The organism is Amycolatopsis echigonensis, from assembly GCF_002846615.1.
In the GTDB taxonomy this organism is placed as follows: domain Bacteria; phylum Actinomycetota; class Actinomycetes; order Mycobacteriales; family Pseudonocardiaceae; genus Amycolatopsis; species Amycolatopsis echigonensis.
On sequence record NZ_PJMY01000001.1, the window covers coordinates 81,441 to 106,699 of the forward strand.

The following is a 25,259-nucleotide window of genomic DNA, read 5'->3' on the forward strand; positions in this document are numbered from 1 at the left end:
TTCGCGGGTCATTCTCGGATGGATCCGGACGGGGACCATGAAGTGGTGTCGATCGGCGAGAAATCGGCTGGCTTGTCGTCGAGCCGCTGCATGCGCGCATCCCGCCGGGCGTCGAGGACGTGCTCCTCGACCGGCGTTGTGAACACGTTCTCGACGAGGGTGTACTCCGCCGCCAACCGCCCGACGGGATTGAGGGCCGCCGTGTCGATGCGCCCGCGATCCAGATAGAGGTCGTCACGGATGTGGAACCGCTCGACCACCCCGAAAACGATGTGGTCGTCGAGGTCGCCGATCGGGATGATCCGTTCGAGAGTGCACTCGAAGGAGATCGGAGCGCCCGCGACCCGGGGGACCTTCACCGCCTGCGACGGCGCCTTCTCCAGTCCGACGGCCTCGAATTCGTCGACATCGCTGGGAAACTCGGCCGCGGTGCGGTGCATCTGGTGCGCCTGCGGCAACGTCGCCAGGTTCGTGCAGAACTCGCCGGTGTCGCGGATGTTCACGAAGGTGTCCTTGAGCTGGCCGTCGGAACGTGCCTGCATGGACAGCGACACCATCGGCGGCTGCCGGCCGACAGCGGTGAAGAACGAAATCGGCGCCAGATTCGCGACACCGTCGACGGACAGTGTGCTCACCCAGCCGATCGCGCGGGGCAGGATGCTGCCGATCAAGAGCTTGTAGGCAGCGGTGGGGTCCAAAGCAGACCCGTCGATGATCATCAGTCGGCTCCGATCGTCGGTTTCGCGGCATCCCTGCGTTTCCGGCTCATCCCTTGGCCGAGCGTGCTGATCCCCACGCGGCTCCCGGATTCACCCGGTCGGGATATTTCTCGAGCAGGAGGCGGTAGAGCTCCAGCGTGGTCGAGGTGCTCGCGGCCATTTCCTCGAAATCCCGGAGGTACTGCTTCGTCTGCCCGATGATCTCCGGATGATCACCGCGAGCGGGATTCTTGTGACCGGCCACGACCGCCGACGGATCCAGGGCGGCGAGGGTGTCCAGCGCGGCGATCCACGCGGCGCGCCCTTCGGCCGGAGATTCGGCGAGATAGAGGTGCACGTCGTTGTAGGCCGCGTCGCCGGCCACGACCAGCCCGATCGACGGCACATGCAACGCGGTGGTGTCGTCGGTGTCGGTGTGGCCGAGCTCGACGATCCGGATCTCCTCGCCTTCGAGCTCGAAGGCCTCCCCCGTCACGGGTTCCGGCAGGGCGAACCGATCCGGGATCTGCCCGGGGAACCGGGACTTCCAGAACGACTCGACGAACTCCGGCGAGCACTGGTTCCGGGCGTGCGCCACGACGGCGGGAGTGGCGATCGCACGAGCCCCGGGAAAGCGCTCGAGGAGGGCGGACAAGCCGAACCAGTGGTCCCCGTGGCCGTGCGTGAGGTAAATCGTCGTGAGGTTCTTGCCGCTGGCCGCCACCCAGTCCCCCAGCCGGCGCGCCTGCTCCACCGTCATGAGCGCGTCGACGAGGACGGCGTCGGATTCGCCGCTGATCAGGGTCGAGGTGATCGGCGACCACCACCGGCGGTCGAGGTCGGGAGGAAGATCGGGGATGGCGGTCGGGATGGAAGGGGCGACGTGGACGTCGTAGCGCAGTTTCGGCATGGCGGGAGCGCTCACCGGCCCTGGAAGGGCATCGCGGGCCGGGGTTCGCCGGACCGCATCGCCTTGACAGCGGTGGGAATCGCGGTCCGGCCGTCCTCGGTCTCGAAGAGCGGCAGAGCGATGTCGAACATGGCTTCGTCGGCCGCCGCGACCCCGCCGACCGCCCAGGTGCGCAGCAGCGCCTTGTGCGCCGCGTGTGCCTTCGTCGGTCCTTGCGCGATCTTGCGCGCGAACGCGGTGGCCGCGTCGTCGAGTTCGGCGTCCGGCACGACCTTGTTGACCACCCCGAACCGTTCCATCTCCGCGGCCGGGACCCGTTCCGACGTCAGCGCCCACTCCATCGCCCGGGACCGTCCGGCGCGCTCGGCGACCCGGTATACGCCGCCCAGCAACGTGACGATGGCGATGGACTGTTCCGGATGGCCGAACCGGGCGCTTTCGCCGGCGAACACGACGTCGCTGCGGACGGCCAGTTCGAAGCCGCCGCCCAAGCAGAGGCCCTGCACGGCGGCCACGGTCGGCACCGGCAACCGCTCGAAGTGGTTGAACGTCTGCATGAAGGCCTCGAACTCGGTGCGCATTTCGCGCTCGGTCCAGTCCGGCCACGGCTCGATGTCGCCGCCGTAGCTGAAGTCGGGACCGTTCGCCCGGAGCAGGACCGCGCGGACTTCGCTGGTCTCGATCGTATGCAGCGCCTGCCGGAGTTCGTCGATCAGCTGGACGCCGAGGCGGTTCTGGGGCGGGTTGTCCAGGCAGAGGATCGCGAGGTCGCCCTCGAGGGTGCAGCTGAGGTGGGTCATTTCGGTCGCCTTTCGATGAAGTGACGGTTCGCCGGTCAGCGCGGTCCGGGAACGGGAAGGAGAGGCGGCTCCGTTGCCGCGCGGACGTCGTCGGCTGTCACCCCTGGCGCCAGCTCGACCAGGCGCAGTCCCTCGCGCTCGACATCGATCACGGCGAGGTCGGTGATGATCCGGTGCACGACGCGGCGGCCGGTCAGCGGGAGCGTGCAGCGCCGCACGATCTTGGGAGAGCCGTCCTTGGCGACGTGGTCCATCAGGACGATGACCCGGCGCGCGCCGTGCACGAGGTCCATGGCGCCGCCCATGCCCTTGACCATTTTTCCCGGCACGATCCAGTTGGCGAGGTCGCCCGACTCGGAGACCTGCATCCCGCCGAGGATGGCGGCGTCGATCTTCCCGCTCCGGATCATCCCGAAGCTCGTGGCGGAGTCGCAGAAGGACGCGCCCGGCCGCAGGGTGACCGTTTCCTTGCTGGCGTTGACTAAATCGGCGTCGACGTCCGCCGGCGCCGGGTAGTCGCCGGTGCCGAGGACTCCGTTTTCCGACTGGAGCACGACTTCGATGCCCGCCGGGATGTGGGAGGGAACGCGGGCAGGGGCGCCGATTCCCAGGTTGACGTAGTCGCCGTCGGAGAGCTCCCGCGCTGCTCGGGCTGCCATCTGATCTCGGGTCCAGCTCATTCCGCGGTCTCCCGGGTGACGAGTTTCTCGATGCGTTTGTCCGCCGCTTCTTCCGCGGAGAGGGGAACGACGCGCTGGACGAAGACGCCGGGCAGGTGGACGTCGTCCGGCTCGATCTCGCCCGGCTCGCACAGTTCCTCGACCTCCGCGATCGTCACCTGGCCCGCCATGGCGCACAACGGGTTGAAGTTCCGGGCCGAGGCCCGGAAAACCAGATTGCCGTGCCGATCTCCGCGCCAGGCGCGGACGAGCCCGAAGTCGGTGCGAATGCCGGTTTCGAGGACGAATTCGCCGTCGAATCCCTCCGCGTCGAAAGTTCTCGTTTCCTTGGCGGGAGACGCGATCGCGACGCCGCCCGCGTTGTCGTACCGCCACGCCAGTCCGCCGTCGGCGACGGCGGTGCCGACGCCGGTCCGGGTGTAGAACGCGGCGATGCCGGAACCTCCGGCGCGCAACCGTTCGGCGAGAGTGCCTTGCGGCGTCAGTTCGACCTCGAGTTCGCCGGCGAGGTACTGCCGGGCGAACTCCTTGTTCTCCCCGACGTAGGACGAGGTCATCCGGCGGATGCGGTGCTCGCGCAGGAGAAGGCCGAGGCCCCAGTCGTCCACGCCGCAGTTGTTGGAGACCACGTCGAGCTCGGCCGCCCCTCGGCGGAGCAGCGCCGCGATCAGCACGCTCGGAACGCCGCACAGCCCGAAACCGCCGACCGCGAGCGACGCGCCGTCCCCGATATCGCGCACTGCCTCGTCCGCGGAATCGACAACTTTGTCCACAGTGGATCAATCCTTTCCGGCCGGGCGGGGCACGACGGGAAGCACGATTCGCGACGGGCGACGGCTGTCGTGAAACACGGTTTGCTCGGCCGCGCGCAAGGCGGTGTCGGTGCCGACCGGCGCGCCGGTGCCAGCATTGCGGTCCCACCGCGGGAAATCGCTCGAGGTGACGTGGAGCCGGAGCCGGTGGCCCGCGCGGAACACGTGGCTGATGTTCCACAGCCGGATCGTGAACTCGCAGGGCACGCCGGGCTCCAACGGCGACGGCTCGACGAAGGACTCGCGGAACTGGCCGCGCACGATGCCCTCGGCGAGGTTCTGGGCGTACCCGTCGGGGCGGACGTCGGAGATGACCGCGACGAAGTCCGCGTCCGCGGCGGTCGTCGCCGCGTGCAGGCGGACGGTGATCGGCCCGGTGATTTCGAGGTCCTCGGCCAGTTCGGCCCCGGTGTAGACCAGCACGTCGGCGCGGGACTGGTTCTTCCGCTGGTCGGCCACCCCGCCGCCGACGAACCGGCCGCCCGCGGTCGGGACGGGGTCCTCGGGGTCGTACCGGTAGCGGTCCGCGGGTTCGTCCGAGGGCGGATCGGCTGAAAGGGATCCGTCGCCGTTCAGCGTGTTCGCCGAGCCGTCGCTGTGCAGGTAGTACGAGGTGTACTCGGTGCGCGCGAGCGGCCACTCCCGTTCGTCGCGCCACCGGTTCTCCCCCATGACGAAAATCCGGACGGGCGCCACCGGCAACCCGGCCGCGTCGTCCTTGCGGGGATGCTCCTTGAGGTAGTGGTCGAACCAGCGGCGCTCGATGTCGACGAGGCTGATGGCGGCCTCGGGTCCGAAGTCGATGTCGCCGGTCCCACCGGACGTCGGCTGGTTGAACGGCAGCTGGTGCGCCCACGGACCCATCATCAGCGCGTGCCCGTTCCGCGCGGCCAAAGCGGACTCGCGCAGGCCGGTGAAGAAATTCGGAGTGTCCCGATTGGCGATGTCGTACCAGGAACCGATGTGCAGCATCGGCACGTCGATGTTGAACAGCTGCCTGCTGAGGTCCGTCGCCCACCAGTACGGGCCGTCGGCCGGATGCGCGAGGATGTCGTCCAGGAACGGCGCGCCCCGGCCGAGGCGGTCCGCCCAATCGCGCAACGGCAGGTGGCGCAGCGTGTCCTCGGTCAGCGCGGAGAACCGCACCGCCGGATCGACCTTCAGCTTCGTCAGCTCTTCGATCGCTTCGGTGTCGCCTTCGCCCGCGAGCACCGCCTCGGCCATGTTCACGAAATAGCTGAGCATCCAGCCGAGTTCGAGCGCGCCGCCGTTGTACCAATAGTTCTCGAACGCGAGCTGGTACGCCGAAACCGGGACGCAGGTCCGCAGATGCGGCGGCCGCTGAGTGGCCGCGAGGTACTGGCTGATCGCGCCGTAGGACTGGCCGAACGTTCCGGCCGCGCCGGTCGTGCCGGGCAGCGTCGCGGCCCATTCGATCGTGTCGTAGCCGTCCCGGGCCTCGTAGATGAACGGGTACCAGGCACCTTCGGAGGCGAAGCGCCCGCGGGTGTCCTGGACGACGACCACGTAGCCGTGCGAAGCGAAGTAGTGCGCCTCGCTGAAGTCCGCCGCGAGGTCGTTCACCCGCTTCCCGTAGGGCGTGCGGCGCACCAGCACCGGATACCGGCCCGGCTCTTCCGGCCGGTACACGTCGGCCCGCAGCACGACTCCGTCCCTGGTGGTCATCGCCAGGTCGTCCTCGCGTACGACCCCGAAGGCGCCGCGCTGTCCTTCCAAGGAGCCGCCAGACACCACGGTGTGCCGTCCCATCGTTCGGTTGACCTCCGCCGCGGCACTGAAAGCTCGCGACTTCCTCGATGACATAAGCATGAGATCTATGCCTATGTCAACCAATGCTCGCATTGACCACTTGACGGTTCCCGGTGACAGAACCGTAAGGGCAACGACTAGTGGGAAGGCGACGTCGGCTCGGAGTATGATCGCGCTATGACATGGCCAGCGACGGACCGCTACGAGCTGCTCGCGGCTCCCGGCGGCCTGGGTTTCGTCCAAGACGTGATCAACACGCAGTCCGCCGGCCGCCCGCGGGGAGCCGACCTGTTGAGCGACCTCGAAAGCGCCCAGAAATGGCTGGACGGCGCGCTGGGCTCCTGGGCCGCGCTGAACGACGCCGCGGAAGACCGGATCGAGCTCCAGGAGCGCGATCTCGAACACTTGCGCGACCTGCGAGCCGATCTCCACGAGCTCCTCGCCACGCGCGCCGACCCCGCTCTCGCCGCGGCGCGGCTTCACCCGGCCACGGTGACCGCGCGAGTGCATCCGGACGGCACAGTGCGCCTGGAGCCGCGCGCGGAAGGGTGGCGGCGCGTCGCCGCGGTGGTCCTCATCGAAGCGTTCCTGGCCCAGCAGCAGGACACCTGGCGGAGGTTGAAGGTCTGCCGCAACGAGCGATGCCGCGCGGCGTTCTACGACCGTTCGCGCAACACCAGCGCCGTGTGGCACGACGTGCGCTTCTGCGGCAACGCGATCAACCTGCGCGCCTCCCGGGCCCGCAAACGCAAGTCCGAAGCGGCGGCGCGCAGCGAGGACTGAGCGGGCTCGCCACGCGCTACCGCGGCAACGCGACCAACCTGCGCACCTCCCGGGCACGCAAACGCAAGTCCGAAGCGGCCGCGCGCAGCGAAAACCGCACAAGGCTCCCGCGCGCTACTTGCGGCAACGCGACCAACCCGCCCGCCCCACACACGCAAGCACAAGACCGAACCGGCCGCGCGCAGTGAGAAACCGAGCAAGGCTCACCGCGCGCGGCCGGGAAACCGGTCAGCTGCCGTGGAAGTAGCTCGGATCGACCTGGCCGTCGAGGCGGCGGCGGAGCTCGCCGGAGAACTTCTGCAGGGCGCCGAGCGGCCGATGGTGGATCGCCGCGTGCTCGATCTTGCCGTCCTCGTTCTTGGCCAGGACCGTGATTCCGGACAGCTTCACCCCGCCGAGCGCGGTCGCTTCCCATTCCAGGTAGGTGCGCGAACCGTGGGACGCCTCGTGGGTGAACGCCAATGATTCGTAGATACCGCTGGCGGTGGCCAGGATGAGCGTCACCAGGTCTCGGCCCTCGGCCGGCCGGTTCAGCGCACTCGCTTCGAGCACCGCGCCTGCGGCGAACGTCTGGGCGAAGCCGTCCGCGGTCTTGTCCGCGAAGGCTTGCGTCCACCCCTGCCCCGCATCGGCCGGGAACTCCGCGACGGCCCGTTTGAAGAACTCGCCGATCCGGGCGGCGACCCCGGAAGCCTGCTCCAGGTGCGGCCAGTGCCCCGCACCGTCGACCACGACAGTGGCGGCCTGCGGCAACCGCGGCGCGACCCCCGCCGATACGGCGTCGGCGGTGACGAACGGATCCCCGGCACCCGTCAGGACGAGCGCCGGACCCTTGTAGCGAGAGGGATTCGCACCGTCCGGATGGCCGCCGTTCCAGCAATCGGCCAGCGTCGCCACGACGTCGGGCCGCAACCGCGCACCTTCGGCGACGATCCGTTCCACGTCCGGATCGGACATGCCGACGGAAAGCTGCTTGCGCAGAGCGCGCTGTCCCTCCGCGTCGCCGCCGAGCCCGCGGAACGATTCGATCGCCTCGGCGGGCATGCCGACTCCCGCGAGCGGCACCGGAGCCACCAGGACCAGGCCCATCGTCCGGTCCGGACGAGCCGCGGCGACCAGCTCCGCGACGGCCGACCCCATGCTTTGCCCCACCATGACGAAGGGTTTGCCGAGCTGGTCCACGACCGTCCCGACGTCGTTCGCGAACCGGTCGTAGTCGAACGGCCCCTCAGCGTCGGCACGCGCGCCGCTGCCGGCGAGATCGATCTGGACGGACTCGAAGTCCGGTGCGTCCAGCTGCGAGACGACGCCGTCCCAGACGTGCCGGTCGTCGAGGAAACCGTGGACGAACACCACCGCGAACCGCCCTTCGCCGCGCCTGGTGGCCGCCGTGTCGAGGACCTGCGCAACCGCCGCGTCGGCCATGGAAACTCCCTATGGTTATGTCTCGATGCGGCGGGTGAGACACCGTGCCTGAACACACGCCATCGTGCATCTGGACTGGATTGGCAACTTAACCGTAAGCGTTTTGGTTATGTATCACAAGAGGCGACTGCACGCCGCACCGTCACGAGAAGCCCTCGGGCGGCACGCTGGCTGAAGCGAGCCGACCAGGCGCTGCCACTGTCTCCGCCCATCGGGCCATCAGCCTTCTGAGAGGCAGCACTAGTTCAGCGTCGGCAAGGTCCGCCCGGGCCGATCACCGCGCTCAGGTTCGGTTCTGCCCCAGCAACGCGCGAGAGATCGCACCGGCGCTCGCGGTCACGTCGTCGGCCAGCGATTCGACGGTCGCGGCCGTGAGGCGGAACGACGGGGCGCCCACGGCGAGCGCGGCGACGATCGTGCCGCTGGGGCCGAAGATCGGCGCGGCGAGCGAGTTGAGGCCGACTTCCCGTTCTTCCTCCGCGAACGCCCAGCCCCGCTCGCGCACCAGGTCGAGTTCTTTGTCCAGGACCTGCCGGTCGGTGACGGAGTGCGGGGTGAAGGCCTTCAGGCCGTCGTCGAGCGCGGCGGCCAGGGCCTGGTCGTCGTAGGCCATGAACACTTTGCCCGCAGCACCCGCCTGCAGCGGCAGGATCTGGCCGACGTAGCCGCGGTAGATGATCGAGTGCGTCGACTCGGCGCTCAGCACCGAGACGCGGCTGGCGCCTTGGCGGACGTAGATGCCGCACGATTCCCGGCACAGGTCGCGCAGCGCTGTCACATGCGGCCCGGCCGCCGCGATCAGGTCCGAGCCGGCCTTCGCCGCGGCCGACCAGGCGGTGACCCGCAGGCCGATGCTGTACTCCTGGCCTTGGCGCTGCAGCAGATTCTCGCCGACCAGCGTCCGCAGGATCCGCGCCACCGTGGAGGTGGGCAGGCCGGTCGCCTGGACGATGTCGGCGGCACGCAGGCGCGGAGTGGTCGCGGAAAAGCAGTCGAGGATCCGCGCCGATTTGCGGACCACCTGCACGGAACTGCCGCCGGCCTGCTCCCCGTCTGTCACCACGTCCGCACTCCCCTTTGCCGCATCGTGGCAATCGATGCCACTAGTCGGCGCAGAATCGCACGTCGCTTCCCGCCCGTCAAGGCCTTGACACGGGGCCGACCCAACGGTGAAAGTTGCCGCATCGTGGCATTGAGAGTCACCATGCGGCAAAGAGGAGTGTGCTCGTGTCTGAGACAGCGGGTGTCCGTGCCCGGTTGCGGGAACTGCTCGAGGAAAGGTCGGCGGTCGTCGCGCCCGGGGTGTTCGACGGGTTGTCGGCGGCTTTGACGGCGAGCGCGGGCTTCCGCGCGGCGTATCTGTCCGGGGCAGCCGTCGCGGCGGCGGCGGGATTGCCGGACGTCGGCCTCGCGACGCAGACGGAGTTCGTGCACCAGCTGGCCCTGGTCACCGGCCTCCTGGACGTCCCGGTGGTCGCCGACGCGGACACCGGATTCGGCGATGTCACGCACACCTACCGGACCGTCCGGCTGTACGAGCGGGCCGGCGCCGCGGCGATCCAGCTCGAAGACCAGGAATTCCCCAAGCGCTGCGGACATCTGGACGGCAAACAGGTCGTGCCCGCCGAGGAGTTCGCGCGCACGATCGAGGTCGCGGCCGAAGCGCGCCAGGATCCGGACACGGTCCTGATCGGACGCACGGACGCCTGTGCCGCCCTCGGCTTCGACGAAGCGGTCCGCCGCGCGAACCTCTACGCCGAGGCCGGCGCCGATCTGGTGTTCCTGGAAGCGCCGCGGACGCTCGACGAGGTGCGGCAGGTGCCGGCCCGGGTGAAGGCCCCGGCGCTGTTCAACCTCGTGCCGCGCGGCAAGACGCCCGCGGTGGAGCTGGCCGAGCTCGCCGAACTCGGCTACGCGCTGGTGATCATGCCCGGGTTGTGCGTCGGCAGCGCGGCTTCCGCGATGCGGTCCGCGCTCGAGCGCGCGGCGCGCGGGGACGTCGGCACGGACGGCCAGGATTCGCCGCGGGGCATGTTCGACGCGCTCGGCTTGCCCTTCTGGGAAGACCTGCGGGAGCGGTACGCGAAGGAGCCCGCCGATGCCTGACACCCTGATCCAGAAAGTCCTGGGCCGCGCGTCCGGCGGGCCCGCTGCGGTCGGCGAGATCGTGGTCTGCGACGTCGACCTGACGGCGCTCATCGACATCCAGTTCGCGCACGACCGGCTCGGCGACGTGGTCGAGGTCGCCGATCCGGACCGGATCGCGATCGTCTTCGACCACGCCGTGCCCGCGCCCTCGGTGCGGGACGCCGAATCGGGCCGCAAGGCGCGGGCCTTCGCCGCGGAACACGGGATCCGCAAGGTTTTCGACGTCGGACGGCACGGCATCGTGCACCAGGTCCTCGCCGAGCAGGGCCTCGCACGGCCGGGCAGCGTCATCGCTTGCACCGATTCCCACACCTGCGCGGCGGGTGCCGTCGGTGCCGCGGCTCGCGGGCTCGGGCCGGCCGAAGTGCTGCAGATCGTGTGCACGGGCCGCACGTGGTACCAGGTCCCGCCTTCGGTGCATTATGCGCTGTCCGGCCGAATCCACCCGTGGGTCAACGGAAAAGACGTCTTCCTGCACATCGCTGGCCGGTACGGCGACGCCACCGGGCACGCCGTCGAATTCGGCGGCCCCGGGCTCGCCGGGCTGCCGATGACCGACCGGCGGACGATCGCGACGCAGGGAGCCGAGATCGGCGCGGACTTCACCATCTTCCCCTCCGACGAGCTGTGCCTCGACTACGTTTCCGCGGCGGCGCCGGACGCCGAGCTGATGCCGGTGCGGCCGGACGAGGACGCGGCCTACGCGGCCGTCCGGCCGGTGGACCTGTCGGCCGTGCCGCCGATGGTCGCCCGGCCCGGCACCGTCATCGACAACACCGGGCCCGTCAGCCACCTCGCCGGCACCCGGATCGACCAGGCGTTCATCGGGTCCTGTGCCAACGGCCAGCTCGCCGACCTCGAAACCGCGGCCCGGATCCTCAAAGGACAGCGGGTCGCGCCGACGACCCGGCTGATCGTCACCCCCGCCAGCCAGCGGATCTACGCGGAAGCCTCCCGGCTCGGCTATCTCGCCGACCTCGTCGAAGCCGGGGCGACGGTGACCAATCCGACGTGCGGCGCCTGCTTCGGCTACCACATGGGCACGCTCGCCGCGGGCGAAGTGTGTCTCACCGCGAGCACGCGGAACTTCAAGGGGCGCATGGGAAGCGCGGACGCCGAGGTCTACATGGCCTCCCCCGCCACCGTCGCCGCGTCCGCGATCCGCGGGTCCATCAGCGACGTGCGGGAAGTCACGGGGGTGGCGGCGTGAGCGGCGAACTCGTGGTCACCGGCCGGGCCTGGGTGTTCGGCGACGGGATCAACACCGACGACATGTACCCGGGCTTCGCCATGCGGTTGCCGCTCGACGAGGCCGCGCGGCACGTGTTCCACGCGAGCCGGCCGGGCTGGCCGGACCTCGTCCGGCCGGGCGACATCGTGGTCGCCGGGCGGAACTTCGGGCTCGGGTCGAGCCGGCCGGTTCCGTTGCTGTTCCGGGAACTGGGCGTAGCGGCGCTGGTCGCCGAGCAGTTCAACAGCCTGTTCTTCCGCAACTGCGTCAACTACGGCCTGCCCGCGGCGACCCTTCCGGACGCCACGAAACTGATCGAAGAAGGCGAGACCGTGCGGGTCGATTTCAGCGAGGGCAGCCTGGAAGCCGGCGGTACGGCCCATCCGATCGCGCCCCTGCCGGAACTCCTGCGCTCCGTGCTCGCCGCGGGCGGGCTGTTCCCGCAGCTGGAGGCGGCCGGCAAGCTGCGCCCGGCGGGGAGCCGCGCATGAGCGCCGGGGACCAGGACACCGTCCGTTGTGTACTCATGCGAGGCGGGACGAGCAAAGGGCTCTACTTCCACGAGTCCGCCCTGCCGGAGCCCGGCCCGGCGCGAGACCGGCTCCTGATCCGGTTGATGGGTTCCCCCGACGTGCTGCAGATCGACGGTCTCGGCGGGTCGCGGCCGATCACCTCGAAGGTCGCGATCGTCGCACCGTCCACTCGCGACGATGCCGACGTCGACTACACCTTCGCCCAGGTCGCGATCGATACCGAGGAGATCGGCTACAGCGGCAACTGCGGCAACATCTCGTCCGGCGTCGGGCCGTTCGCGATCGACGAAGGTCTCGTTCCCGCGGTCGAAGGCACCACCGACGTCCGGATCCACAACACCAACACCGGCAAGATCCTGGTCGCCCGTGTACCGGTCGAGCGCGGCCGGGCGAAGGTCGACGGCGACTTCGCGCTGCCCGGGGTGCCGGGCACCGGCGCGGAGATCGTGATGGACTGGAGCGGGACCGTCGGCGCGAAGACGGGAAAGCTGCTCCCGACGGGCAATCCCGTCGACGTCATCGAAATGGCCGACGGGCAACGCGTCGAAGCGACCGTGTGCGACGCGGGCAACCCGGCCGTCTGGGCACGGGCCGGCGATTTCGGGCTGACCGGCAGTGAACTCAGCCAGGACATCAACGAAAACGCGGCGCTCGTCGAGCGAATTCTCGAACTCAGGGGAAAAGCCGCCGTGCTGACTGGGCTCTGCACCGATTGGCGAACCGTCGACCAGGACTCGCCGGGGATCCCGCTCGCGGGTCTCGTCGCCCCGCCAGCGGACTACGTCACGCTGAACGGCCAGGACGTCGTGGGCAGCGACATGGATCTGCGCTGCCGCCTGCTTTTCATGAATCGTCTGCACGAAAGCATCGCGGGCACCGGCTCCATCTGCCTCGCCGCGGCCTCGCGGGTGCCGGGATCGGTGGTCGCTTCCGTGCTGGAGACCAGGCAACCGGGCACGCTGCTCATCGGGCACCCGTCCGGCATCACCCCGGTGCGCGTCGAAGCCGAACCGGCCGCGCAGGCCCCGTTCGTCCGCTTCGGTCTGCTGGGGTTCAGCCGCACTGCGCGGAGGCTGATGGACGCCACCGCCTACTACCCGCGCTCCCTTTTCGCCGAACGCTGATCCGACACGACCGACAGGAGTCCGCATGGCAACGTCGCCGATGCTGGGTTATTCCGAAGGAACCGCGGCCGAGGTGGCCGCCCGGCTGGACCGGCTGCCGACCGGTCCCTGGCACCGGCGCGTCGTCGCGCTGATGGGGATCGGCACGTTTTTCAACTTCTTCGAAGTGGGGCTCGGCAGCCTGCTGGTCACCCTCGTCCCCGCCGGGTGGGTCGAATCCACAGCGGACAAATCGCTCGTCATCGGCTCGGCCTTCGTCGGGGAGCTGCTGGGTGCGCTGTTCCTGGCGCCGCTGTCCGACCGGTTCGGCAGGCGCCGGATGTTCCAGGTGAACCTGCTGGCCTACGCCGGACTGTCGCTGGTGTGCACGCTGGCCCCGGGCCTCGCGGTGTTCCTGCTGCTGCGGGTCCTGGTCGGGGTCGGACTGGGCGCCGAGCTCGTCCTGGTCGACACCTACCTCTCCGAACTGGTTCCGGCTGCTCGACGCGGCCGGCTGGTCGGAATGTGCTACTTCATCGGCTGGCTCGCATTGCCGGCGTCCGCCGTCCTCGCCGCGTTCCTCCCGCACACCCTGCTGGGGATCGAGAGCTGGCGCTGGCTGCTGATCTTCAGCGCGCTCGGCGCGGCGCTCGTCTGGTTCACCCGGCGCGGCCTGAGCGAATCACCACGCTGGCTGGCGGCGCAGGGTCGGCGCGCCGAAGCGCTGGCTGTCCTGCGGGAAATCGAGGGCCCGGGGAACCCGCCCGCGGAGCGGCCGTCCATTGCGGATTCTCCAGCGAAGGCCGCCCCGATCCGTCCGCACCTGCTGCGCCGGCCGCTGCTGGGGCGGACCGCACTCGCCTGCCTCGTCTGGGCGTGCCAGACCATCGGGGTGCTCGGATTCTCGAGCATCGCCCCGCTCGTCCTGATCCACAAAGGATTCGGCGTCCTGCATTCGCTCGGCTACACCGCCGCGACCGCGTGCGGCTTTCCGCTCGGCGCGGCGCTGGTCGTGCTGCTCGCCGAACGCTTCCAGCGCAAGCATCTCCTGGTGCTCTCGTCGGTCCTGGTCGCGGCGAGCGGCGCGACATTCGGCCTCGCGACGTCCGGCTGGCTCGTGGTGGCCGCGGGTACGGCGCTCAACGTGTTCAACGTCGTGATGGGCAACCTGAGCCACGCCTACACCCCGGAACTGTTCCCCACTGCCGTGCGCACGACGGCGGCGGGACGGACCTATTCGCTGTCCCGGCTGGTGTCCGCGGTATTCCCGTTCGCGGCATTGCCGCTCCTGTACTCCCTCGGCGCGGGTGTGCTGTTCAGCGTCTGCGCCGTGCTCATCCTCGCGATGAGCGTCGGAGTAGCCGTGTTCGGCCCGCGCACCAACGCCCGGCAGCTTGACACGATCTGAGAGGACAGAGCATGAACGAGACGGCCGAGTTAGCGGAATTCGTTGCCTCGACCGGGGAAATCCCGGCACTGGCGCACTCCCGGCTGCGCGATCTTTTCCTCGACTACATCGGGAATTCCGCCTTCGCCGCCGCCCGGGCCGAGAACGCGCCGGCAGTGCGCGCGGCCGTCGCCGAGCTCGATCCGGGCGACGGGCCCGGCACGGTGATCGGCGAAGCCAAGGGCTACCACTGGCCGTACGCCGCGCTCCTCAACGGGTGTTACGCCCATTCCCTCGACTTCGACGACACGAACCGGCGCCAGACCGGGCATCCAGGCGCGCCCGTCATCTCGGCCGCATTGGCCGAAGCCGAACGCAGCGGCGCGGACGGCGGCGCATTCCTGGACGCGCTGGCCGTCGGGTACGAAGTGAGCTGCCGCGTCGGCGCGGCGGTCGGGCCGACGAGCTACGACCGGGGCTTCCACTTGACCTCGACGTCGGGCATTTTCGGCGCGGTCGCTGCGGTGGCGAAGCTGCGCGGGTTCGACCAGCCGACGGTGGAGAACGCCTTCGGGCTCGCGCTCAGCAAGGCGGCCGGTTCGATGCAGTACCTCGCCAACGGGTCCTGGAACAAGCGGCTGCACCCGGGCTTCGCCGCCCACGACGCGATCGTGAGCGCCACCCTCGCCGAGGCCGGCGTACGTGGTGCGAGTGCGGCGTTCGAAGGCCAGTACGGCCTGTTGACCGGCTACAGCGACGATCCACGCCCCGCCGCGCTGACCGAACGCCTCGGTGACGAGTGGCTGTTGCTGGAGACCGGCATCAAACCGTACCCGTCGTGCCGGTTCGCCCACGCCCCGATCGACGCCGCACTCGCGCTCCGCGCCCAGGTCCCCGAGGCAGAACGGGAAGAGGCCGAGATCGCCATCGCCATCGGGCCGACAGCGATGAAGATCGTCGGCGCGCCGACCGCGGCCAAGCTGGCCCCGCAGAGCTCGGTGGACGCGCAGTTCAGCGTGTACTTCCAGGTCGCCCTCGCCTGGCTCGACGGAAAGGTCGACTGGCAAAGCTACGAACGCCTGCACGACAAGGACGTGGCAGCCGTCATCGGCCGGATCACGACACACGCGGGAAACCTGGCAGAGCACGGTGCGACCGTGACGGTCCAGGCTGGCGGACGAGAGCTGTCCACGACCGTCACCGCGCCGCTCGGCGAGCCCGAGAACTGGGTCGGCGGCACCGCCCTGCTCGAAAAGTTCACCAGCCTGGCCGGGGCGGTCTACGGCGACCAGCACGCCAAGAAGATCGCCGACGCGGTGGCGGGCCTTCGATCAGGAACTGATGTGCGGGCGCTGGCCAGGCTGCTCCGTCTGGGCTGAGGCAACCACGGATCGAACGATCGATCGACATTCGCGGTCGTCTGTCCACAGTGGAATCATCATCGTTCGCGTCACGGGCGATGGCGGAAGCTGATGCGCATCAGGCGGCTGTCAGCCCAGTCTTCGAGCCGAGTCGGCCGAATGGTGCCGGGGTCGTGGGGCTGATTGAGATCCGCGACGATCTCCGCCAGCACGGCCTGACGTTCAGCCGGGTCGGTCACCGGCGTGGCCCGTGCGGGCAGATCCGCGCGGATCCCGTTCTTGAGGTGGAAAGTGAAGTCGGGATTGGCGAGAAGGTTCGCATGCCAGTCGGTCGCGGTGCCGTTGGCACCGCTGCACAGGTAGGTGGCGCCCGCGGCCCGGTAGAAGAAGATCTCGTTGCGGCGTGACCGGCCGGTGCGGCGCCCCAGCGTCGTGAGGTCGATGATCCGTTCGCGGGCGCCCGCGGCGGGGGTGATCTCGATGGCTCGCCGGATGCGAACGGGCAGGTGCGACAAAGACCCGTCCCGTGCGGGCCGTCCGGTCGCGTCTGGAGTGGTCATGCCGGCTCGGCCTGAAGAGCGGGCCCGAGGAGGAGTCCGCCGTCGATGACGTACTCCGACCCCGTGATGAACGACGCGTCCGATGAGGCGAGGAACAGGAGAAGCCGGGTGACGTCGGCCGGCTCTCCGAGTCGCGGGATGGCGAACGGCTCGGGTGAATAGAAATCGGCGATTGCCGCGGTGGCGCCGGCTGCCGGTTCTTGGATGAAGGGGGTCGCGATCACGCCGGGGTGGATGGTGTTCACGCGGATGCGGTCCCGGCCGAGTTCGAGCGCCGCCGTTCTGGTCAGGCCTCGCACGGCCCACTTGCTGGCGACGTACGGCGCGTAGCGCGCCGTGCCGCCCAAGCCCATCGTCGAGGCGATGTTGACGATGGCTCCCCCAGTTGCGCGGCGCAGAGCGGGGGCGGCGACTTTGATGCCGAGGAAGGTCCCGGTGAGGTTGATGTCGAGGATGCGCGACCACGTGGCCTGGTCCGTGTTTTCAATTGGCACCGGCGGGTTCTGGACGCCCGCGTTGTTGACGAGCACGTTCAGGGCTCCGAAGGCGCTCTCGGCGTCCAGCACAGCGGCGGACCACGAACTCTCGTCGGTGACGTCGAGGCGGGTGAAGCGAGCGCGGGTCCCGAGTTCGCCGGCGAGAGCGGTGCCGCGTTCGGTGTCGATGTCGCCGATCACCACGTTCGCTCCCTCCGCGTGAAAGGCGCGTACGTGGCTCGATCCCTGGCCGCCGGTGCCCCCGGTCACGAGCACGGTCTGGTTGTCGAAGCGGTTCATCAGACGTTCCTTCGGCACGCGGGCGACTGACCGGGGTCATCGGCGATGAACGACCGGCAGATGGTGAGCCGAGCGACTCACCACTGCCTTGACACTAGGCGGGCCGCAGTGGCGAGTCAAGCCACTCACCTCGTATGCTCGGCCCATGAGCAAGGTCGTGCCGACGTACCACCAACGCGTCGCCCAGGAAAAGCGCGCGCTGATCGTGACGGCCGCGACCGAACTGTTCCTCGAGCTGGGCTACGACCGGACGTCGCTGGCGCGGATCGCGGAGCGCTCGGGGGTCTCGCGGGCCACCTTGTTCAAGCAATTTCCGAGCAAAGCCGCCCTGTTCGACGCCATCGTCACCGAGTCGTGGTCAACCGCTGAAGAGGAAGATCCTCCGCCGGCGGGCAATGTCGTCGACGGGCTCACCGCCATCGGCCGCCGTTACGCCGAACTGTTGAGCCGGCCCCAGATGACCGACCTGTTCCGCATCGTCATCGCCGAACTGCCGCGCTTCCCGGAGCTGGCCCACGCACAGTTCTCGCAGGGGAAGGTGCCCTACTTCGAGTCCGTGCGCAGCTACCTCCGCGCCGAGCACGAGGCGGGCACGGTGCGGATCGAGGACGTGGATCTCGCAGCGACCCAGTTCCTGGGCATGATCTCCAACTACGTCTTCTGGCCGACCCTCCTGGTGCCGGGCTGGAAGGTAAGCGCCGAACGCGTCGCCCAGGTGGTCGACGAGGCCGTCCGCACCATCGCGGCGCGGTATGGCGCGAGTGGACCAGCGACGTCCGCCAACGACTGAGTCGCGCCGATGCACGGCCCGCCGAGTGCTCTCAGCAGCGGGCCGAACCGGACAAGGGCGTTATCCCGCACCCAAACAGCCACGCGGGATTCTTCGGCGAACAGTGGGTTTCCTCGGTTTTCCTTGCGACGCGGGTGATTTCCGCTCTGGTTCCGGTAACGCTTCCGGGCTCCCGGCGATAGCGGTGTGAACGGATACCCGGTGGAGGTTTGCGGTGGGATGGATTCGTAGTGCAGTGAGCGCGGGCGCCATCGCTGCCTTGCTCACGGGCGCGCTGGCCGGGACACCGGCCGCCGCGTCAACTGACTCAACGAGCCCGAGCGCACCCGCGCATCCGGGCTCGGACTATCTGGGCTCCACCATCGGCAAGGATCCGACCGCGACGCCGAAAGCCGCCCCGCGCACCGCTATGGCCTCGGGCGTGACGACGCCGGGCATGGACGTCTCCCACTACCAGGGCACCGTGGACTGGGGCGCGGCCGCGGGCAACGGCGCGAAGTTCGCGTACATGAAAGCCACCGAAAGCACGACCTACGTCGACCCGCAGTTCACCGCCAACTACGCCGGCTCCGCGAACGCCGGAATCCTGCGCGGCGCCTACCACTTCGGACTGCCCGACACCTCGACCGGCGCGGCGCAGGCGCAGTTCTTCCTCAGCCACGGCGGCGGCTGGGTCGCCGACGGAAAAACCCTCCCGCCCGTGCTGGACATCGAGTACAACCCCTACAGCACCGCGGACTGGACCGGCTGGTGCTACAACATGACCCCGGCCCAGATCACCGCCTGGATCACCGACTTCACCACCACGATCCACGACCGCACCAACCGCTGGCCGGTCATCTACACCACCAACGGCTGGTGGAACCACTGCACCGGCAACAACCCCGGCTTCGCCCACGATCCACTGTGGATCGCCGGTACCGTCACGATGCCCGCCAGCTGGACGGACTACACCTTCAACCAGACCGCATCCTCAGGCACGTTCCCGGGAGACCAGGACGTGTTCAACGGCAGCGTCAGCGACCTGCAGGCCCTGGCCACAGGGGCCGAACCGGACAAGATCGCCGAGCACTACAACGCTCTCGGCGGGCCCGCCTCCTACCTCGGCAGCCCTGTCGGCACGCGGTACGCGGCCGCAGGCGGATGGGCGCAGAACTACCAGTACGGCATCATCGGCTACTACCCGCCGAGTGGTGCCTACGCCGTCCACGGAGCGATCGCCCAGCACTACCAGGAACTCGGCGGCCCCACCGGCTTCCTCGGCCTGCCCACCACCGACGAAACCCTCACTCCCGACGCCTCCGGCCGCTACAACCACTTCACCAACTCAGCCTCGATCTACTGGACCTCGACCACCGGCGCACGCTCGATCCACGACGCCATCCGGGACAAATGGGCCGCACTGGGCTGGGAACGCGGACTGGGCTACCCCACCACCGACGAAACCGGCACCCCCGACGGAACCGGCCGCTACAACCACTTCACCGGCGCCCAAGGCGCCTCCATCTACTGGACCCCCACCACCGGCGCACAATCCATCCACGGCGCCATCCGGCAAAAATGGGCCGCGCTCGGCTGGGAACGCGGCCTCGGCTACCCCACCACCGACGAAACCGCCACCCCCGACGGAACCGGCCGCTACAACCACTTCACCGGAGCCCAAGGCGCCTCCATCTACTGGACCCCCACCACCGGCGCACAATCCATCCACGGCGCCATCCGGCAAAAATGGGCCGACCTCGGCTGGGAAAAAGGCCCCCTCGGCTACCCCACCAGCGACGAATACGGCATCACCGGCGGCCGCCGCAACACCTTCCAGCACGGAACCATCACCTGGTACAGCGCCAACGGAAGCACCCAAGTCGCCTATAGCTGAATTCCGTGCCGCACAGGCGAACCTGCCGCGGAGCGCGTCACAGCGTCGTTCTCTGCGGGTGCCCTCGGAGAGCGGATCGTCGCCCGCGCCGCGGGGAGGGCGCGGGCGACAGGTCGTTCAGCGGGTGCGCCAGGTCGCCGGGAGCGCGGCCGAGTCGCGTCGACGGGTTCCTTCGCGGCGATGACTCCGAGAGCTGAGACGCGGACCCGACGCACCGCTTCTCTCGGACCAGCCGACAACAGACGTTGCAAGGCCCATTCGCACCATCACCGACTCGACGACCGCGCGCTGTCGGTGAGCAACGCACGAGCCCCGCGGAACGTATCCTCTCCGAAGCCCGACGGTTGGCCGAACACGCGGACCTTGCCCGCCGTCCGGGGCCAGCCTGGATCGCCTGTCTTGATCAGTTCGACCGCCGCCGCGTGTACCTCGTCGGCGAGGTCGCGGGGCGGGTGCGGACCGGCGATCGCGGCGACTCCTTCGGCGTCCAGGCAGTCGAAGTAGAACGGCACGTCCAGACAGTGCACTGCCTGGCCGAACACCGGTGACGGCCACGCGAAGCGGTACAGCCAGGTCGGAGCGTCGCCCCGGGCGTCGGCGATGTCGGCTGCCGCCACGCCGAACAACTGGTCGGTGACGTACCGGCCGAGCAGGTCCGCGGTGTCCAGCTCCGGATGAGCCGCGACGAATCCGGCCGCGTCCGGGACACCGGCGGCGGAGAGCAGGTCTGTCGCCGGGACCGCCGCCAGCTGGTCGCGGGCACGGGCGAACCCGAACGCGAACTCGTGGTCCGTCGCGCCGAGCACCAGCGGTTTGTCCGCACCGCACCCGGTCCGGAGTGAGTCCACAGTGGACAATTTGATCAGGTCGCCGTCGATGACCGGGCCGAGCGTCAGACCGCCCGCCAGGCCGGCGATCGCGGCTACTGGGTCGGCGGGCGGTTCTCCAACGGGGGCCAGCTCGCGTTGCACGGCAAGGATTCGCGACTCATCCACTGTGGACAGATCGGTGCGAGTGGGCGGTACGCCGAGCCGCCCGGCCAGGGCCCGGCCGAACGTCTCCGCCTGCTGGGCGGTGATGTGCGCGATCGGCCCGGACAGACAATGCGCCGCGGTGAACAGTCCCTGGGCCGCGGGAAGCCCGAGCAAAGTGAGCACCGCGGCGCCCCCGGCCGACTGGCCCGCGATGGTGACTCGGCCGGGATCGCCGCCGAACGCGGAGATGTTGTCGCGCACCCAGTCCAGCGCGCACAGCCAGTCGAGAACGCCGCGATTGGTGGGCGCGCCGTCGATCCAGCCGAAGCCGTCGAACCCCAGCCGATAGGAGACGGTCACCGTGACCACGCCGTCGCGGTTGAACGCCGCACCGTCGTACCACGGACTCGCGGGCGACCCGGCCACAAAGCCGCCGCCGTGGATCCAGACCAGCACGGGAAGCCCCTCCGCGTCGGGCGAAGGTGTGAACACGTTGACGTTGAGCGTGGACTCGCCGGGGACAGACGGTTCCGGGATCAGCGTCACCTCGGCCAGCTGACGGCGCTGCGGCGTCGCGCCGGGCCGGGTGGCGTCGCGGACACCGTCCCAGCCGCGGTGCGGCACCGGGGCGGCGAACCGCCGTTCGCCCACCGGCGGCTCCGCGAACGGCACGCCCAGGAACGCGCAGGACCCGCTGGGGCGACGCACGCCGCGCAAACGGCCCTGCCGGGTGACGATCTCGGTCATGACACTCCTCATCGGACAGTGCGGATCGGCGCGATGGCAAGGCTCGCCAGCAGCACCGCCGCGGCGGCGAAGACGAACAGGGCGGGATACCCGCCCAGTGCGGTGATCAGCAGCCCGGCGACCGCGGGGCTCGCCGCCTGCGGGATGTTCGTGGCGATGTTCAGGATCCCGAGGTCCTTGCCCGCGGCGGCGCCCCCGCCCGGAAGCACCTCGGTCATCAAAGCGGTGTCGCACGCCATGTAGGCGCCGTATCCGAGGCCCTGGATGGCGCCGGACACCACCATCCCGGTCACCGTGGGCGCGACCAGCGGCACCAGCAGCCCGGCCGCGAGCGCCGCCGACGCCAGGTACACGAAGATCTTGCGCCGCCCCAGCCGGTCGGACAGCCAGCCGCTCAGCGGGATCGACACGAGCGTGGTCGCCAGGCTCGCGAGACTGAGCAGCCCGATGGTCTTGTTCGCCGTCGCCAGCGGCAGGCGGATGTAGTCGGTGAGGATGTAGAGCTGGAAGCCGTAGACCACGAAATAGCCGAGAATGAACAGGAACCGGCCGGCGAACGCCCACGCGAAGTCAGGGTATCGCCGGGGATTCACCCAAAAACCGGCGAGAAACTCCCGCCAGGAGAACGGTTCCCGGGCCGCTCCCCGCGTCGGGGCGTCCGGGTTGAGCAGGACGAAGGCACCGGTGGCCACCAGCACCACCACTGCGAAGATCGCGTAGCCGACACCGACGTGCCCGGCGACCTGCCCGGCCATCAGGACGCCGCCGCTGACGCCGACCATGGTGCCGACGCCGACCATCGCGCTGGCCATGCCTCGCCGTTCGCGCGGGAACCGGTCGGCGACCACGGCCGACAGCGGGCCCTGCAGCACGTTCAGCGCCACCTGGATGATCACCCAGAAGACCGCGATCCAGAGCAGGCTGCGCATTCCGCCGAGGCCGAGCAGGAATCCCGCGCCGACGGCGGCGCCGCCGAGCATCCACGGCGCGCGGCGGCCGAGCCTGCTGCGGGTGCGGTCGCTCAGCGCGCCGGCGATCGGTTGCGCGAAAAGGGTGAAAACGAACGAAACCGTGGTGACCAGGGAAAGGTTCGCGACCTTGTGCGCCGGGTCCAGCGCGGCCACCTGGTTGGGCAGCAGCACCCCGATCAGCCCGGAGTAGGTGGCGAACAGGACCAGCGCGTTGACCGCGAGCGACGGCAGCAGCCGCAGCGTCGCGGTGCCGCGGGCGGAAAGGGCCGGGCCGGCGTGCGGCCCGGCCGTTCTGGCGGGGACGGGTGATTCGGGCATGGCTCTCCTCGCGTCCGGAGGCCGGGGTCGCTCGACATGAAAATCGAGTGACACTCGAAATTTGTGGTGAGTGCCAGTATGCGCGCGGACGCCCCCGACGGCAAGCCCCTGGCGCGACAGGGTTTCCAGCACAAAGGGCGGGCCCGGCCGAAGCCGCGCCCGCCCTGGAGATCGACTTATCCGCGCAGGGTCACGCGCTGCGACAGCGGAGTGTCGTCCACCGACGTTCCAATGTGGACAGTGAACGTCCCCGGCTCGGTCCGCCAGCCGCCGTCCCAGTGCTGGAACGCGCGCGGCGGAAGGGACACGATCGCGTCCGCCGGTCCCGGCGGCGCGTCGACGAGCGACCATCCCGCCAGCCACCGCGCCGGACGCTCGACCGCGCTGTCCGGCCGGGACAAGTACACCTGGACCACTTGGCGGCCAGCGCGCGCACCGGTGTTGGCCAGCCGCACCCCGACCGGCACCGGCTCGTTCGCGGGGACCTCAGCCGGCATCCGCACTTCGCGCAGTTCCCAGTCCGTGTAGCCGAGACCGTGCCCGAACGGATAAGCCGGCCGCTCGCCGTTCCGCAGCCAGCCGCGGTGTCCAATGTGGATGCCTTCCTCGTAGGACAGGACGCCGTCCGAAGGAACGCCCGAGAGCACTGACTTCTCGACGCCGGTCGCAGGCCAGCCCGCCGGCAGCCGCCCGCCCGGTTCGCGGACGCCGAGCAGCACGTCGGCGACGGCCTCGCCGAACCGTTCGCCGCCGAACCAGCCGAGCAGGACCGCCGCCACCTCGTCTCGCCAAGGCAGCAGGACCGGTGCACCGGAGTTGACCAGCACTACCGTGCGCGGATTGGCCGCCGCGACCGCACGCACCAGGTCGTCCTGGCGACCAGGCAGAGCCAGCGAAGTACGGTCGAAACCCTCGCTCTCGATGGTCTCTCCGGTCCCGACGACCACCAGCGCGACGTCCGATTCGGCGGCCAGTGCCGCGGCGGCCGCTATTTCCGCGTCCGGGTCGGCCAGCAGGGTCGCGGCGCCCAGGGTCACCGCCCGCAGCGGCAGGTCGACGTCGCTGGTGTACCGCAGCACGATCTCGGAAGCGCCGCCGCCGAATTCGACCGCCGCAGTTACGGCGGGCGGGTCGAGGAACGCGCCGCCGAGCAGGCCGCCTTCGGCGTCGGTGACCGTGTCGAGCACCTCGGTGCCGTCCACCGTCAGCACGAGCCTGCCGAGCGCGGCCGCGCCGACGTGGTGGGTGCCCGCCGGAGCGTTCCACGAGGTGCGCAGTTCGATCGTCGCCGTGCCGTCTGGAAGGTCGTCCAGCCACACCAGGGTCGCCGCCAGCCGATCCTGGACCGCCACTTCGGTGCCGTCCGCCGCGAGGAAGCGCACCCGCACGCCGCGCTCGCCGGTCACCGGATTGGTCAGTTCCGCCGGGTCGAAAGCGAGCACACCGTCCGTCACGGTCGCCCCGACGCGGTGGCGGACCACCTCCGCGCCGAGTGCCGAGCGCAGCGCGGCGAGCGGGGAGACCACCTCGCGCGGCCGCACGGTGGCGCTTCCGCCGCCCTGGATGCGGGCCCGCTGCGCGTTCTGCCCCAGCACCGCGACCGAGCCGAGCCGCGCCGGATCCCACGGCAACGCGTTCTCGTTGCGCACCAGCACCATTCCGGCGGCCGCCACCTCGCGGGCCAGCGCGACGCCGTCTTCGGCCGGCGGCGGTTCCGGGACCGCGGGCGGCAGCGTGTCCAGCGCGCCCACGCGGGCGGCCAGCCGCAGCAGCCGCCGCACCTTCTCGTCCACCGCCTCCTCCGGGACTTCACCGGCACGCACCGCGTCGACCAGCCGCTGCCCCCACGGACCCTCCGGACCGGGCATCACCAGGTCCTGTGCAGCGTTCGCCGCGGCCGCGGTACTGCGCACGGCCGTCCAATCGGACACCACCACGCCGTCGAATCCCCACTCCCGCGACAGCGGTTCGCGCAGCAGCGCATGTTCGGTCATCGTGGTGCCGTTGACGGAGTTGTAGGCCGACATCACCAGCCAGGCGCGGGCACGCACGACCGCCGCCTCGAACGCGGCGAGGTGAACCTCGCGCAGCGTGCGCTCGTCGATCCGGTTGTCGACGGTGAACCGGTCGGTCTCGGCGTCGTTGGCCACGAAGTGCTTGGGCGTCGCGGCGACGCCGGCCGCCTGCACGCCCTCGACGTACGCGGCGGCCAGCTCCGCGGTGAGCAGCGGATCCTCGGCGAACGCCTCGAAGTGCCGGCCGCCCAACGGAGTGCGCTGCAGGTTGATCGTCGGTCCGAGCACCACGTCCACGCCCTGGCGCCGGGCCTCGGCACCGAGTGCCGCGCCGTAGCGGCGGGCGAGGCCGGGATCCCAGGTAGCGCCCAGCGCGGTGCCCGAGGGCAGCGAAAGCGACGGGTCGCGCTCGTCGAAACTGCGCCCGCGAACGCCCGCCGGGCCGTCGGACAGCACCATCGCGCGCAGCCCGATCGCGGGCTCGGCGCGCGTGCGCCAGAAGTCGGCCCCGGTGAGCAGCCGCGCCTTCTGGCTCAGGTCGAGTTTGCCCAGCAGGGCCTGGATGTCGCGCTCCACGGCGTCTCCCGATGT

22 protein-coding genes are annotated in these 25,259 nt (G+C 69.9%); 9 read left to right on the forward strand and 13 right to left on the reverse strand.

Features of this window, described 5'->3' with window-relative positions; translation table 11 throughout:
* Nucleotides 1-8: 8 nt before the first annotated feature.
* The 6 genes from ATK30_RS00340 to ATK30_RS00365 are packed head-to-tail and all read right to left on the reverse strand — an operon-like array spanning nucleotide 9 to nucleotide 5,670.
* Nucleotides 9-719: a flavin reductase family protein gene (locus tag ATK30_RS00340; RefSeq protein ID WP_101433726.1), complete on the reverse strand. Its 711-nt coding sequence runs from the start codon at nucleotides 717-719 to the stop codon at nucleotides 9-11.
* Nucleotides 720-765: 46 nt separating this feature from the next.
* The gene (locus ATK30_RS00345) at nucleotides 766-1,623 is read right to left on the reverse strand and encodes an MBL fold metallo-hydrolase (protein ID WP_244194446.1); all 858 of its coding nucleotides are present in this window, start codon (nucleotides 1,621-1,623) and stop codon (nucleotides 766-768) included.
* Nucleotides 1,620-2,408 (reverse strand): enoyl-CoA hydratase/isomerase family protein, encoded by a 789-nt coding sequence (locus tag ATK30_RS00350; protein ID WP_101433728.1) that lies wholly within the window; start codon nucleotides 2,406-2,408, stop codon nucleotides 1,620-1,622. The genes ATK30_RS00345 and ATK30_RS00350 overlap by 4 nt, the downstream gene beginning before the upstream one ends.
* A gap of 35 nt (nucleotides 2,409-2,443) precedes the next feature.
* Entirely contained in the window at nucleotides 2,444-3,088 is a 645-nt protein-coding gene (locus ATK30_RS00355) for a 3-oxoacid CoA-transferase subunit B (RefSeq protein WP_101433729.1), read from the reverse strand.
* Complete coding sequence (locus ATK30_RS00360) at nucleotides 3,085-3,861, reverse strand: CoA transferase subunit A (RefSeq protein WP_101433730.1); 777 nt, start codon at nucleotides 3,859-3,861, stop codon at nucleotides 3,085-3,087. The genes ATK30_RS00355 and ATK30_RS00360 overlap by 4 nt, the downstream gene beginning before the upstream one ends.
* Before the next feature lie 6 nt (nucleotides 3,862-3,867).
* Nucleotides 3,868-5,670, reverse strand: a complete 1,803-nt coding sequence (locus ATK30_RS00365) for a CocE/NonD family hydrolase (protein WP_208637207.1) — start codon at nucleotides 5,668-5,670, stop codon at nucleotides 3,868-3,870.
* 177 nt (nucleotides 5,671-5,847) lie between these two features.
* On the opposite strand from ATK30_RS00365, the gene ATK30_RS00370 reads away from it, so the two are divergent.
* On the forward strand, nucleotides 5,848-6,453 hold the full coding sequence (locus ATK30_RS00370) for a CGNR zinc finger domain-containing protein (protein WP_101433731.1): 606 nt from the start codon (nucleotides 5,848-5,850) through the stop codon (nucleotides 6,451-6,453).
* A gap of 228 nt (nucleotides 6,454-6,681) precedes the next feature.
* Here the strand turns inward: ATK30_RS00370 and ATK30_RS00375 are convergent, their stop codons facing one another.
* The gene (locus ATK30_RS00375; RefSeq protein ID WP_101433732.1) at nucleotides 6,682-7,878 is read right to left on the reverse strand and encodes an alpha/beta fold hydrolase; all 1,197 of its coding nucleotides are present in this window, start codon (nucleotides 7,876-7,878) and stop codon (nucleotides 6,682-6,684) included.
* 283 nt (nucleotides 7,879-8,161) lie between these two features.
* Nucleotides 8,162-8,941, reverse strand: coding sequence for an IclR family transcriptional regulator (locus tag ATK30_RS00380; protein WP_101433733.1), 780 nt, complete (start codon nucleotides 8,939-8,941; stop codon nucleotides 8,162-8,164).
* 164 nt (nucleotides 8,942-9,105) lie between these two features.
* On the opposite strand from ATK30_RS00380, the gene ATK30_RS00385 reads away from it, so the two are divergent.
* Genes ATK30_RS00385 through ATK30_RS00410 form a run of 6 tightly spaced genes read left to right on the forward strand, consistent with a single transcriptional unit; the run spans nucleotide 9,106 to nucleotide 15,659 of the window.
* Nucleotides 9,106-9,984: an isocitrate lyase/PEP mutase family protein gene (locus ATK30_RS00385; RefSeq protein WP_101433734.1), complete on the forward strand. Its 879-nt coding sequence runs from the start codon at nucleotides 9,106-9,108 to the stop codon at nucleotides 9,982-9,984.
* Nucleotides 9,977-11,236: an aconitase/3-isopropylmalate dehydratase large subunit family protein gene (locus ATK30_RS00390; RefSeq protein ID WP_101433735.1), complete on the forward strand. Its 1,260-nt coding sequence runs from the start codon at nucleotides 9,977-9,979 to the stop codon at nucleotides 11,234-11,236. Before ATK30_RS00385 ends, ATK30_RS00390 begins: the two co-directional genes overlap by 8 nt.
* Entirely contained in the window at nucleotides 11,233-11,748 is a 516-nt protein-coding gene (locus ATK30_RS00395) for a LeuD/DmdB family oxidoreductase small subunit (protein WP_244194447.1), read from the forward strand. Before ATK30_RS00390 ends, ATK30_RS00395 begins: the two co-directional genes overlap by 4 nt.
* Entirely contained in the window at nucleotides 11,745-12,914 is a 1,170-nt protein-coding gene (locus ATK30_RS00400; RefSeq protein WP_167441794.1) for a 2-methylaconitate cis-trans isomerase PrpF family protein, read from the forward strand. Before ATK30_RS00395 ends, ATK30_RS00400 begins: the two co-directional genes overlap by 4 nt.
* Nucleotides 12,915-12,939: 25 nt before the next feature.
* A complete protein-coding gene (locus ATK30_RS00405; RefSeq protein ID WP_244194448.1) occupies nucleotides 12,940-14,301 on the forward strand; it encodes an MFS transporter in 1,362 nt (453 codons plus the stop codon).
* An 11-nt stretch (nucleotides 14,302-14,312) separates the two neighbouring features.
* Entirely contained in the window at nucleotides 14,313-15,659 is a 1,347-nt protein-coding gene (locus tag ATK30_RS00410; RefSeq protein ID WP_101433737.1) for an MmgE/PrpD family protein, read from the forward strand.
* 71 nt (nucleotides 15,660-15,730) lie between these two features.
* On the opposite strand, the gene ATK30_RS00415 is transcribed toward ATK30_RS00410, so the two are convergent.
* Complete coding sequence (locus ATK30_RS00415) at nucleotides 15,731-16,156, reverse strand: nitroreductase/quinone reductase family protein (protein ID WP_244194449.1); 426 nt, start codon at nucleotides 16,154-16,156, stop codon at nucleotides 15,731-15,733.
* 41 nt (nucleotides 16,157-16,197) lie between these two features.
* Nucleotides 16,198-16,977 (reverse strand): glucose 1-dehydrogenase, encoded by a 780-nt coding sequence (locus tag ATK30_RS00420; protein WP_101433739.1) that lies wholly within the window; start codon nucleotides 16,975-16,977, stop codon nucleotides 16,198-16,200.
* 145 nt (nucleotides 16,978-17,122) lie between these two features.
* Here ATK30_RS00420 and ATK30_RS00425 point away from each other — a divergent pair, with 145 nt between their 5' ends.
* Nucleotides 17,123-17,767: a TetR/AcrR family transcriptional regulator gene (locus ATK30_RS00425; RefSeq protein WP_101433740.1), complete on the forward strand. Its 645-nt coding sequence runs from the start codon at nucleotides 17,123-17,125 to the stop codon at nucleotides 17,765-17,767.
* Between the two features lie 235 nt (nucleotides 17,768-18,002).
* Entirely contained in the window at nucleotides 18,003-19,643 is a 1,641-nt protein-coding gene (locus tag ATK30_RS00430) for a GH25 family lysozyme (RefSeq protein ID WP_167441795.1), read from the forward strand.
* Nucleotides 19,644-19,909: 266 nt separating this feature from the next.
* Here the strand turns inward: ATK30_RS00430 and ATK30_RS00435 are convergent, their stop codons facing one another.
* The 3 genes from ATK30_RS00435 to ATK30_RS00445 form a co-directional block, all read right to left on the reverse strand.
* Nucleotides 19,910-21,364 carry a carboxylesterase/lipase family protein gene (locus tag ATK30_RS00435; RefSeq protein WP_208637208.1) on the reverse strand — a complete coding sequence of 485 codons (1,455 nt, stop codon included), beginning with the start codon at nucleotides 21,362-21,364 and terminating at the stop codon, nucleotides 19,910-19,912.
* An 8-nt stretch (nucleotides 21,365-21,372) separates the two neighbouring features.
* The gene (locus ATK30_RS00440) at nucleotides 21,373-22,653 is read right to left on the reverse strand and encodes an MFS transporter (protein ID WP_101433742.1); all 1,281 of its coding nucleotides are present in this window, start codon (nucleotides 22,651-22,653) and stop codon (nucleotides 21,373-21,375) included.
* Nucleotides 22,654-22,829: 176 nt separating this feature from the next.
* A complete protein-coding gene (locus tag ATK30_RS00445; RefSeq protein ID WP_244194450.1) occupies nucleotides 22,830-25,244 on the reverse strand; it encodes a beta-glucosidase family protein in 2,415 nt (804 codons plus the stop codon).
* Nucleotides 25,245-25,259 lie beyond the last annotated feature (15 nt).

Bases quoted from the DNA above. Each gene is read 5' to 3' on its own strand.
- ATK30_RS00340 (WP_101433726.1), bottom strand. From the start codon at position 719: ATGATCATCGACGGGTCTGCTTTGGACCCCACCGCTGCCTACAAGCTC.
- ATK30_RS00350 (WP_101433728.1), bottom strand. From the start codon at position 2,408: ATGACCCACCTCAGCTGCACCCTCGAGGGCGACCTCGCGATCCTCTGC.
- ATK30_RS00355 (WP_101433729.1), bottom strand. From the start codon at position 3,088: ATGAGCTGGACCCGAGATCAGATGGCAGCCCGAGCAGCGCGGGAGCTC.
- ATK30_RS00365 (WP_208637207.1), bottom strand. From the start codon at position 5,670: ATGGGACGGCACACCGTGGTGTCTGGCGGCTCCTTGGAAGGACAGCGC.
- ATK30_RS00370 (WP_101433731.1), top strand. From the start codon at position 5,848: ATGACATGGCCAGCGACGGACCGCTACGAGCTGCTCGCGGCTCCCGGC.
- ATK30_RS00375 (WP_101433732.1), bottom strand. From the start codon at position 7,878: ATGGCCGACGCGGCGGTTGCGCAGGTCCTCGACACGGCGGCCACCAGG.
- ATK30_RS00390 (WP_101433735.1), top strand. From the start codon at position 9,977: ATGCCTGACACCCTGATCCAGAAAGTCCTGGGCCGCGCGTCCGGCGGG.
- ATK30_RS00400 (WP_167441794.1), top strand. From the start codon at position 11,745: ATGAGCGCCGGGGACCAGGACACCGTCCGTTGTGTACTCATGCGAGGC.
- ATK30_RS00405 (WP_244194448.1), top strand. From the start codon at position 12,940: ATGGCAACGTCGCCGATGCTGGGTTATTCCGAAGGAACCGCGGCCGAG.
- ATK30_RS00410 (WP_101433737.1), top strand. From the start codon at position 14,313: ATGAACGAGACGGCCGAGTTAGCGGAATTCGTTGCCTCGACCGGGGAA.
- ATK30_RS00420 (WP_101433739.1), bottom strand. From the start codon at position 16,977: ATGAACCGCTTCGACAACCAGACCGTGCTCGTGACCGGGGGCACCGGC.
- ATK30_RS00425 (WP_101433740.1), top strand. From the start codon at position 17,123: ATGAGCAAGGTCGTGCCGACGTACCACCAACGCGTCGCCCAGGAAAAG.
- ATK30_RS00435 (WP_208637208.1), bottom strand. From the start codon at position 21,364: ATGACCGAGATCGTCACCCGGCAGGGCCGTTTGCGCGGCGTGCGTCGC.
- ATK30_RS00440 (WP_101433742.1), bottom strand. From the start codon at position 22,653: ATGCCCGAATCACCCGTCCCCGCCAGAACGGCCGGGCCGCACGCCGGC.